This window comes from Parafrankia colletiae (genome assembly GCF_001854655.1).
Classification (GTDB): Bacteria; Actinomycetota; Actinomycetes; order Frankiales; family Frankiaceae; genus Parafrankia; species Parafrankia colletiae.
On record NZ_MBLM01000146.1, the window covers coordinates 54,480 to 64,726 of the forward strand.

General features: G+C 71.3%; 11 protein-coding genes. 1 reads left to right on the forward strand and 10 read right to left on the reverse strand.

Going from position 1 to position 10,247, the window contains the following annotated elements; all coding sequences use genetic code 11:
* Genes CC117_RS26035 through CC117_RS26050 form a run of 4 tightly spaced genes read right to left on the reverse strand, consistent with a single transcriptional unit; the run spans position 1 to position 4,763 of the window.
* Positions 1 to 1,521, reverse strand: a complete 1,521-nt coding sequence (locus CC117_RS26035; protein WP_071088660.1) for an aldehyde dehydrogenase (NADP(+)) — start codon at positions 1,519 to 1,521, stop codon at positions 1 to 3.
* A gap of 58 nt (positions 1,522 to 1,579) precedes the next feature.
* Positions 1,580 to 2,599 (reverse strand): zinc-dependent alcohol dehydrogenase, encoded by a 1,020-nt coding sequence (locus CC117_RS26040; RefSeq protein ID WP_084132811.1) that lies wholly within the window; start codon positions 2,597 to 2,599, stop codon positions 1,580 to 1,582.
* 2 nt (positions 2,600 to 2,601) lie between these two features.
* Positions 2,602 to 3,765, reverse strand: coding sequence for a mandelate racemase/muconate lactonizing enzyme family protein (locus CC117_RS26045; RefSeq protein ID WP_071088662.1), 1,164 nt, complete (start codon positions 3,763 to 3,765; stop codon positions 2,602 to 2,604).
* Positions 3,762 to 4,763: a U32 family peptidase gene (locus CC117_RS26050; protein WP_071088664.1), complete on the reverse strand. Its 1,002-nt coding sequence runs from the start codon at positions 4,761 to 4,763 to the stop codon at positions 3,762 to 3,764. Before CC117_RS26050 ends, CC117_RS26045 begins: the two co-directional genes overlap by 4 nt.
* A 292-nt stretch (positions 4,764 to 5,055) precedes the next feature.
* On the opposite strand from CC117_RS26050, the gene CC117_RS26055 reads away from it, so the two are divergent.
* Positions 5,056 to 6,117, forward strand: a complete 1,062-nt coding sequence (locus CC117_RS26055; protein ID WP_241830431.1) for a LacI family DNA-binding transcriptional regulator — start codon at positions 5,056 to 5,058, stop codon at positions 6,115 to 6,117.
* Positions 6,118 to 6,129: 12 nt separating this feature from the next.
* Here the strand turns inward: CC117_RS26055 and CC117_RS26060 are convergent, their stop codons facing one another.
* From CC117_RS26060 to CC117_RS26085, 6 genes are all read right to left on the reverse strand, one after another.
* Positions 6,130 to 7,050: a TIGR03619 family F420-dependent LLM class oxidoreductase gene (locus tag CC117_RS26060; RefSeq protein WP_071088666.1), complete on the reverse strand. Its 921-nt coding sequence runs from the start codon at positions 7,048 to 7,050 to the stop codon at positions 6,130 to 6,132.
* 81 nt (positions 7,051 to 7,131) lie between these two features.
* Entirely contained in the window at positions 7,132 to 7,878 is a 747-nt protein-coding gene (locus CC117_RS26065) for an SDR family NAD(P)-dependent oxidoreductase (protein WP_071088697.1), read from the reverse strand.
* A 41-nt stretch (positions 7,879 to 7,919) separates the two neighbouring features.
* Positions 7,920 to 8,342 carry a cupin domain-containing protein gene (locus tag CC117_RS26070; RefSeq protein WP_071088668.1) on the reverse strand — a complete coding sequence of 141 codons (423 nt, stop codon included), beginning with the start codon at positions 8,340 to 8,342 and terminating at the stop codon, positions 7,920 to 7,922.
* 29 nt (positions 8,343 to 8,371) lie between these two features.
* On the reverse strand, positions 8,372 to 9,214 hold the full coding sequence (locus CC117_RS26075; protein WP_071088670.1) for an IclR family transcriptional regulator: 843 nt from the start codon (positions 9,212 to 9,214) through the stop codon (positions 8,372 to 8,374).
* Between the two features lie 10 nt (positions 9,215 to 9,224).
* On the reverse strand, positions 9,225 to 9,566 hold the full coding sequence (locus CC117_RS26080; protein ID WP_071088672.1) for a hypothetical protein: 342 nt from the start codon (positions 9,564 to 9,566) through the stop codon (positions 9,225 to 9,227).
* A 70-nt stretch (positions 9,567 to 9,636) separates the two neighbouring features.
* The gene (locus tag CC117_RS26085) at positions 9,637 to 10,146 is read right to left on the reverse strand and encodes a flavin reductase family protein (RefSeq protein WP_071088679.1); all 510 of its coding nucleotides are present in this window, start codon (positions 10,144 to 10,146) and stop codon (positions 9,637 to 9,639) included.
* Positions 10,147 to 10,247: the final 101 nt, after the last annotated feature.

Below are 10,247 nucleotides of genomic sequence, written 5' to 3' on the forward strand. Positions count from 1 at the left end.
TCAGACGCCGCGGCCGCGCTGGGGGATCCCCCACGGATTGTCGTCGCGCAGCGGCTCGGGCAGCAGGCGCGCGGGCAGCGACTGGTAGGTGACAGGTCGCAGGAAGCGGGAGATCGACGTCGTCCCGACCGAGGTGTGCAGCGACGTGGTCGCCGGGTAGGGGCCGCCGTGGGTCATGGCCGGGCTGACCGACACGCCGGTCGGCCATCCGTTCCACAGCACCCGCCCGGCTCGTTCCCGCAGCTCGGCGAACAGGTCGGCGGCGAGGCCGTCGTCGGTGTCCTCACCGTGCACGGTGGCGGTGAGCTGCCCGCCGAGGGCCCGGGCCGCCGCGAGCAGGTCGACCGGGTCGGCGTAGGTGACGAGCAGCGACGTCGGGCCGAAGCATTCGACCGCCAGCGCGTCCGGGTCGCGCAGCCAGTCGGCGATGCTGGTGGCCAGCAGCGTCGGCGTGACCCCGCCAGGCGTCGCTCCATCCGGCGTCGCTCCGTCCGGCGTGGCCCCGTCCGGCGTGGCCCCGTCCGCTCCGGCGGTCGCCGCTCCGGGCGTCGTCCCGTCCCCGGCAACCAGCACCCGCACCGCGGGATGACCCGTGAGCCCGCCGAGGGTGTCCCGGTAGCCGGCCTCGATCCGCTCCCCCAGCAGCGAGGTGGCCGGCCGCGCGGACACCAGCCGGACGAGGTCCTTCTCGGCGAAGCCGGCCGGGGCGAACAGAAGGCCCGGCTTCGTGCAGAACTGGCCGGTCCCCAGGGTGTACGAGTCGACGTAGCCGGCCCAGATCTCCGGGCCGCGCCGGGCGGCGGCGGCCTCGGTCACGAAGACCGGGTTGACGCTGCCCATCTCGGCGTAGAACGGGATCGGCTCGTCGCGGGCGGCGGCGAGGTCGAACAGGAGCCGGCCGGCGTGCTCCGAGCCGGTGAAGGCACCGGCCCGCACGCGCGGGTCGACGAGCGCGGCCCGCGCCGGCTCGTCACCTTCGATCAGGGCGAAGGTCCCCGCGGGCGCGCCGGCGGCGGCCAGCGCGTCCACGACAACGGTGGCGGTGCGACGGGAGAGCTCCGGGTGGCCGGGGTGGGCCTTGAGCAGCACCGGGCAGCCGGCGGCGAGCGCCGCGGCGGTGTCCCCACCGGCGACGCTGAACGCGAAGGGAAAGTTCGAGGCCGCGAAGACGAGCACCGGCCCGAGCGGGATCAGCATCCGGCGCAGGTCGGGGCGCGGCCCCGTGGGCCAGGCCGGGTCGGGCAGGTCGATCGTCGCCTCAAGGTACCCGCCGTCGTCGAGGAGGTCGGCGAACAGTCGGAGCTGGAACGTCGTGCGGATCAGTTCACTGCGCAGGCGCGCTTCGGGCAACCGGGTCTCGCGCATCGCGACCGGGACCAGGTCGTCGGCCGCGGTGTCCAGGGCGGCGGCCACCGCGCGCAGCATCGACGCGCGTACGGCCGGCGCGAGCGTGCCGAACGGGTGGGCCGCCGTCGCGGCGGTGGCGAGCAGCCCTTCGATGTCGGTCGTGACGGTGTCCACAGCCTTCCTTCCGTTCACGAGGCGGTGTCGCGGCAGGTCGTGTGCCGCGGGATGACCTTCACGGCCGCAGCAGGATCTTGACGGCGTTGCCGGCGTCGTCGGCGAGGAGGCGGAACGCCTCGGCCACGTCGTCGAGGGGCAGCTCGTGGGTGATCAGTGCCGCCGGGTCGAGGTGGCCGGCGGCGAAGGCGCGTACTGCGTGGGTCCAGGCCCGCGACGGTGCCCCGAAGGCGGTGTGCACGGTGAGCTGCGGGAGCACGAGGTCGAGGGCGCGCAGCGGATGGTCGCCGTCGGCGGCGAGACCGGCGAGCACCACCCGCCCGCCGCGGCGGGCCAGCCCGCAGGCCAGCGCCGCGCTGCCGGGCGCGCCGGCGGCCTCGACCACCACGTCGAACCGCCGCGCCCACCGGTCACCGGCGGCCTCCTCCGGCGTCAGCAACGTCGTGGCGCCGCACCGGGCGGCGAGCTCGGCGCGGCCAGCGCGGGGATCCACCGCGACGAGCTCGCCCGGACCGCCCGCCGCCAGCAGCTGTGCGGCCAGCAGGCCGAGCGTGCCCGCGCCGACCACCGCGACCCGCTCACCCGGCACGGCGGCGGCGTGCAGGCACAGGGCCGCGGCGCATGCCGCCGGCTCGAGGCCGGCGGCCGCGCGCAGGTCGGCGCCGGGCGGCAGGACGTGCAGGAGGTGGGCCGGCACGACCAGGTGGTCGGACCAGGCGCCGGGGCAGGTGAAGCCGGTCTCGTCGTAAGGGGCGGTGCACAGGTTGGTGTCCCCGCGCCGGCAGGCGGCGCAGACCCGGCAGGACCGGAAGCCTTCGGCGACCACCGGCTGGCCCACGAGCGCCGCGTTCCCCGCCGGGCCGACCGCCGCCACCGTCCCGGACCATTCGTGCCCCGGGACGACCGGGTACCGCACGAATCCGGCGGGCCGGGTGCCGCGCAGCACCTCGCGGTCGGAGCCGCAGATGCCGGCCCGGGCCACCCGGACCAGCACCTCACCCGGGCCGGGGGCGACCGGTTCCGCCGGACGTACCACCAGCTGCCCCGGTGCGTCGATCCACACCGCGCGACCGGCCACGGTCAGCCGTGACGCGCCGGACGGGAGCCACGCAGCTCCCAGCCGTCGGCGTACAGGTCGAAGTGGGCACCGCGGGAGGGGTGCGCGGCCACGACGTCGACGTCCAGCGTGACGCCGAGCCCGGGCTCGGTCGGCAGGGCGAAGTAGCCGTCGACCACCGGCGGCAGGCCCGGGGCCGCCAGCTTGACCTCCTCGTCGGCGAAGTCGTTGAAGTGTTCCTGGATCATGAAGTTGGGGGTGCAGGCGGCCAGGTGCAGGTTGGCGGCGGTGAGGACCGGGCCGCCGACGTTGTGCGGGGCGACCAGCGTGAAGTGGGTCTCCGCGGTCGCGGCGAGCTTGCGGGTCTCGCTGATGCCGCCGAGGTGGCCGATGTCGGGCTGGATGATGTCGGCCGCGCCGAGGTCGAACAGCTCCCGGTACTCGGTGCGGTCGTGGATGCGTTCCCCGGTCGCCACCGGGGCGCTGATCCCGGCGGCGGCCTTGGCCAGCGCCCTGAGATTCTCCGGTGGTACCGGTTCCTCCACCCAGCCCGGCTCGAACTCGGCCAGCGAGCCGGCGATCCGGATGGCCTCGTGAGGCGCGAACCGCCCGTGCATCTCCACGAGGATCYCCACATCCGGCCCGACGGCGTCGCGCACCGCCTCGACCAGGGAGATGGAGTGGCGGCGTTCGGCGCGGTCCAGCTCCCACCGGCCGGCGCCGAACGGGTCGAGCTTGAGCGCCCGGTAGCCCCGGTCGACGACCACCCGCGCGGCGGCGTGGAACTCCTCGGGCGTGCGTTCGACCGTGTACCAGCCGTTGGCGTAGGCCTTGATCCGATCGCGGACCTTGCCGCCGAGCAGCCGCCACACCGGCTGGCCCAGCGCCTTGCCCACGATGTCCCAGCAGGCCATCTCCACGCAGGCGATGCCGGACATGACGATCTCACCGGCCCGGCCGTAGTCGCCGCGCTTCATCCGGTCCACCAGTGACTCGATGTCGAACGGGTCCGAACCGAGCACATGGTTGCGGGTCGCCTCGGCCAGGTAGCCCAGCAGCGCCTGGGTGTGGCCGAGCATGCGGGTCTCGCCCACACCGACCAGCCCGTCGTCGGTGAAGACCTGGACGTAGGTCAGGTCGCGCCACGGGGTCCCGTACACGTGCGTCCGTACATCCGCGATCTTCATGACAGCGACCCTTCGGCGGCGGCAGTGGCAGCAGCGGCGGCGGCGACCGGTGGGACCGCCGCATCACCGGGTGGCACCGGGACGGCGAGCCCGGCCGGCCGCTGCCCTGACCCGACGGCGTCCGGGTAGTAGCGGCGCAGCAGCTCCAGGCCGATCTCGGCCCGCCGGACCCGCTCCAGGCCCAGGGCCACGGCGGTGGCGGTCAGGTGGGTGCCACTGGGATAGATGTTCGGCGCGTTGCGCAGCCCGAACTTCAGGTACACCGGCGCGGCGACCCGGACGATCTCGGCGATCTCGAAGTGGCGCACGAAGCCACCGAGGTCGTCGGGCGCCTCGACGTAGAGGTCGATGGGAATGTCCACGGCCGCCCGGACCGCGGCGAGCTGGGCCAGCGACAGGTCGGTCGGCACGTTGTAGGTGTCGGCTCCGAACTGCTCGGCCAGCCGGATGGACGCGGGGTTGGCGCCGCCCATCTGCACGCTCACCTTGAAGGACAGGTCCGGCGGCAGCGCGCCGGCCGTCCGCATCCGGCTCGCGACCGACAGCACCCCGATGTCGGTGACCAGAACGCTGCGGATCCCGGCCTCGGAGGTCCGGCGGATGTCCTCCAGCACGTGCACGAGCTGTTCGGTTCCGCGCGCCTGCGCGGCCAGGCCCGCGCTGCCGGGGGCCAGGGCGGCGGCCCCGGTGCCCCACCCGGCCAGCGGCCGGGCGAACAGGCTGACCTCGACTCCCGCGGCCGCCCCCGAGGCAGCCATCGCCGCCAGCTCCCCGGCGGTCAGCAGCAGCCCGCCGCTGCCCTGCGAGACCCGGTGGACGGCGACGCCCCGGCGGTCCGCCTCGGCGAGCACCGCCGCCATCGCCTCGGGCCCTTCCACGCTCGGGATCTCCACCCGGTACTGGGCGCCGTCCGGGAACCGCTTCCCGCTGGACGGGAGGTCGGACGGATCGGCGCCCGGAAGCCCGATCGAGCGGAGGAAATCACGCGTCTGTTGCACCCACGCCTCCCGTTCTGTGCAGGGCCAGGCTGGCCGGCGGACCGACGACATCCGGTGCCGGCGCGTGGCCGCCCGGCGGGCGACAACGGCCGTGGAAGCAAATGTTAGCGCTAACATTTCGCCGGTCAAGCTCGGCGACGCTACGCACCTGGCACCGACGCCCGACAGGCGCGCAGGACAGGCCGGCTATAACGGAGCGACAGGACGGTCGCGGCGAGGTTCGCGAGCGCACCGACCCGCGGGCCAGCCGGCACGAGGAGATACCTGCCAGAAGCGACGAAGGTGGAACGAGTTGGACGGACCCGGACCGGACCGGGGCGGCGAGTCAGCGCCGGAGGGGACGCAACCCGCGCCCGGCCGGCCGCCGGCCCTGACTGACGTGGCCCGCCTCGTCGGCGTCTCCCACCAGACCGTGTCCCGGGTCGTGAACAACCACCCCGGTGTCCGGCCGCGGACCCGGGAGCGAGTGCTGGCGGGCCTGCGCGAGCTGGGCTACCGGCCGAACCCGGCGGCCCGCGCGCTCGCCACCGGCCGCTCGCGCACCCTCGGTGTCCTGGCGGTGGCCGGCACGCTGTACGGGCCGACGTCGACGCTGTACGCCGTCGAGCAGGCGGCACGGGAGGCCGACTACCAGGTCACGGTGGTCAGCCTCCACTCCCTCGAGCCGGCCGCCGTCCGCCAGGCCCTCGGGCGCCTGCTTGCCGGCGGCATCGACGGGGTAGTGGCGATCGCGCCACTGCTCGACGCGACCGACGCGCTGAGCGCGGTCGCGGCCCGCCTGCCGCTCGTCGCCGTCGAGGGACGTCCCGACGGCGGCATCGCCACCGTCTCGGTGGACCAGGCGCACGGCGCCCGCACTGCCACCGAACACCTGCTCGCCGCCGGCCACCCGACCGTCCGGCACGTGGCCGGACCGGCCGACTGGTACGAAGGCGCCGGCCGGATCGCCGGCTGGCACGCTGCGCTCGAGACAGCCGGCGCGGTCGTCCACCCACCGCTGGCCGGCGACTGGACCGCCCGCGCCGGCTTCACCGCCGGCTGCCGGCTCGCCCGCGAACCCGACCTGACCGCCGTGTTCGTCGCCAACGACCAGATGGCCCTCGGTGTCCTGCGCGCCCTGCGCGAAGGCGGCCGGCGGGTACCCGAGGACGTGAGTGTCGTCGGCTTCGACGACATCCCCGAAGCCGAGTACTTCTCACCTCCGCTGACCACGATCCGCCAGGACTTCGCCGAGGTTGRCCGCCAGAGTCTGCGCTCGCTCCTGGAGCAGGTCGAGGCGGGAACGACCAGCCGGATCCCCGCGGTCATCTCACCGGAGCTGGTCCTGCGCCGCAGCACGGCGCCTCCGCCCTGAGCCTCCGTGTCCCTACGCGATCGCGGGCATGATCTCTTCCGCCACCCACTGGGTGTAGTCGAAGTAGTCCTCAAGGTGGTTGACGGCGGGGATCGGCACCGAGCTCATCGTCACGCCCAGCTCCTTGAACCAGCACAGCCGGTCGATGATCTCCTGTTTGGTCATACCCGCCCTGGCGCGCGGATCATTCTGCACGACATGACCGTCGCCGACCCGCGAGGTCGCGAAGCCGTAGAAAACCTCGGCGAGCCTGCCACTGTAGTCGGGCTGCGACCTGATGTACTCGATCTTCGCCGGGATGTCCTCGGGCCTGGTGAGGAACGGCCACCATCCCGATGCGTAGCGGGCGGTTCGCCTCAGCACAGCATCAGCGTCGCCACCGAACCACACAGGCGGATGCGGCTTCTGGACCGGCTTGGGTTCGAACGCCACCTCGCGGAATGACACGTACTTTCCTTCGAACTCCGGCTCCTCCTTGGTCCAGAGCTCGATGATGGCCTGGATGTACTCCTCACTCATGGCCCCACGTTCGTGGAAGGGAACACCCAGAATCCTGAACTCCTCCTCCAGCCAGCCCACGCCGAACGTCACGGAGACGCGGCCGCCCGACAGCCAGTCGATACTCGCGAGAGCCTTGGCCGTGACGGCGGGATGCTGTAACGGCAGGATCGCGATGCACGAGTTTACCCGGATCTTTTCTGTGGCCCCGGCCAGATATCCCATGGCCGGGTATGCACCTAAGTAGTGCGGCCCCGAGAGCTCGACATGGGCCTTCGGGATGATGTGGTGTTCGGGCACGCTTATCATGGCGTACCCGAGCTTCTCGGCCCACCTGGCGAGACGCGTCTGGTCCGCGCCCGTTACCTGAGCCTCCCAGGGCTGGGATGTGGCCTTCAGGCGAACCAGATGCGGCATAGAAAATCCCAGTTGCATGTCTTCTCCTCGCTGACCCGGGAATCGCAGCTGTTTGTCCATCCGACCTCGAGGGCCACCTGTGGCCACAGGTGCCGGGTGTCAGGTGGCGGTGAGGCCGTTGTCAAGGGTGTAGACGGCACCGGTGATGGAGCGGGCCTCGCTCGATGCAAGGAAACAGAACAGGGCTGCGATCTCCTCGGGTTCTGCCAGACCACGCATTCCGCCCATGCGGCGCGCGAGGTCGGGGTCCATGTCGGGCGGAAATGGATTCGACGCCGCGATGTTGGTTCTTGTGCCGGCGGGCGCGATGGCGTTCACCCGCAGCGGGGTCTTGAGGAACTCGGCGGCCAGGGAGCGGGTGAGCTGGATGACGCCACCCTTGCTCATGCTGTAGGCCGCCGAGTACGGCACGCCCTGCAGCCCTGCGTTCGAGGCAATGTTGATGATGGTGCCGCCGGTCCTGAGCAGGTGCGGGATCGCGGCCTGGGCGAGGAAGAAGCAGGCGTCGAGGTTCACGCCCATCACCCTCCGGTACTGGTCCACCGCCATTCTCGGGGTGTGGTCGGCCAGATAGATTCCGGCGATGTTACCGAGGATGTCCAGGCGGCCGAACTCCTCGACGCAGGCGGCCACCGCCTGTGCGCAGGCCACCGGGTCGGCGATGTCCGCCTGGCGGACGGTCACCGTTCCGGTGGCCTGGACCTTGGTCTCGGCCAGCCGGCCCTCGTCGATGTCCAGCGCGAGCACCGAGGCACCCCCGCGGGCCAGCCGGATCGTGACGGCCAGGCCCATACCGGAGCCGGCGCCGGTGATGAGCGCGACCTTACCGTCGAACAGCTCTGACATCGTCATCCTCTTCCTGTGATGGTGCGTGGCCGGTTCGGATGTCACGCCTGTCGCTGTTCGAGGAAGACACCGGGCTGTCCGGCATGGATTTCGATCCATTCGGCGCCGTCGTCGCCGGCCCGCCATGTGTAGAGCAGATCGGGGGTGAAGAAGCCCATACCAGCGCCCACCCGCCGCCGGCCGAAGATCAGTTCTCCGTTCAGGACGTAGTTCAGCTGGTGGGTTCCGTGGCGGTGGGGCTTCACCTGCTCCCCCGGCGCGGCCGTCTCGTGGTAAACACACAGCCGTGGCGACTGGAGGATGGTCTTCGTGACGAGCTCCCGACCAAAAATCTCGTAAAATTTCTGGGCTTCTTCGGAGTCACCGAGTAAGTCGGCGTTCGTACGGCTCGGAAGTTCTCTCACGTCGAAGAAGAACTGGCGCGGCTGCTCTTTCTCATCCTGCGGGCGGACTCCATCTGTCATCTGCACAGTCCTCTCGGTTGTCGCGCGGCTCAGACCGCCCACGCGGGAGTCTCAGAGGTTCCCCAGGTAGCCCGGGATACCGCCGTGGTCACGGCGAGAAGGCGGCGCCCGAGGCGAGGGATGTCAATCGCCTGGATCTGTTCGGGGAAACCGACGAGTGTCAGCGCCAGTCGAACGGTGCCCTGCGGATCGATGACCGGTGCTGCTATGTGTATGATCGGAACCCGCTGGGCATCCTCCAGCTCGGCGAGAAGACTGTCCTCGACGGCCGGCGGAGTTACGGCGCCGGTGTCATCGTTACGTCGTCGCCCACCGCCCACCGCATATCCGCGTTCCCGCACGCGGGCGAGGGCGTCCGTGTATCGGGCCTGGTCCGGGCCGCTCGCCGACGGGACGACGGCGGCCAGCCAGCGCCGGATGCCTTCCTGCCCGGCCCACGCCACGAACACCGTGCCGACGGGCGGGACTAGCGGGAACCGGCTCCCTGCGCGCACGTGCACCCCCACGGAGGCCGGTGAGTTGACCCGCGCCAGAACCACGATCTCGTCGCCGACAACGGTGCTGGCCACGCAGTCGAGTTCCAGCTCGCGGCTCAACTTGTTCATCTCGGCACGTGCATGGGGCAGGGCATCGTGCTCATCCAGGTACGTGGTGGCCAACGGCAGGAGCGATGGCCCGAGGGAGTAGCTCTTCTCGTGGTCGCGGATCAGGTAGCCCCGATCGCTGAGGAGGGTGACGATCGCGTGGCCGCTGGCCTTGTTCAGGTTCAGCCGTCGGGCGATCTCCGACAGGCTCAACGCCTCGCCCGGCCTGGCTGCCAGCAGCTCCAGAACGTCGAGGGCACGCTCCACCGCAGGAACGTTTCGTGCCATGCGCACTCCCTCAGTCCGGTTGGCCGCCTGGATCCGCAGTGTTCCCGACCCATTCGAAATGGGCCCGGACAGACGACTGATCCTCGCTCACCCACCCACGGCGCGTGGCGTACTGGAGCATTCGCTGCAGGCCCTGTCGCCACTCGTCATCGTTCTCACGTCCAGCCAGGCCGGGCAGCGCGACGACGTGAATCCACACATGTGGTGGAACAACGTATGCGAGCGGGTTGAGGTGGCCGGCCAGTGCTGCCCAGTCCAGTTCGCCGTGCACCACCACCTTGAGCTCGGTGAAGTCGTCGGGCTCGTCGAGCCGGACGACAGGATCATCTGCGGGTACGAYGTTGAGGTACATCTGCGTTGTCCCCGTCCATCCTCGATATGCGTGGTCGCATCGGGCGGGCCGAAGTCCGCTCGACAGGCCATCAGGCCATCAGGCGGGCGTATCTGCTGCGGTAGTACAGGAGCGGGGCGGCCTCGGCGTCCTCCAGCGCGAGCTGATCAACCCTGCCGACGACGATGGTGTGGTCACCGGCCTCGTGAAGAGTCTCGATACGGCAGTCGAGCCAGGCTGCCGTACCGGGAAGGATCGGTGCCCCCGACGGTGCGGGCCGCCAGTCAACGCCCCGGAAACGGTCCTCGCCTCGGGCGGTGAACTGCCGGGACAGTTCCTCCTGGTGCTCGGCGAGGACGTTGACGCAGAACCGGCCCGCCGCCCGGATCGAGGGCCAGGTGCTGGAGGTGTGGGCCGCGCAGAACAGGATGAGGGGCGGGGTCAGCGAGACCGAGCTGAAGGAGTTGGCTGTCAGTCCCACCGGACCGGCGGTCGGGTGTGTCGCGGTCACGATCGCGATGCCCGTCGCGAACGTTCCGAGCACGTTCCGGAACGAGGTCGTGTGGTCCTCACCGGCCATTGGTGCCTGGTGTCCGCTCACTGGTGCACCTTCCTCGTGTCGGAACTCGCGAATGGGAGAGTTCGGACACGCCCCTGGTCCCCACCGGGCCATCGCCCTGCTCGCTCGACCGTGAAGGTCCG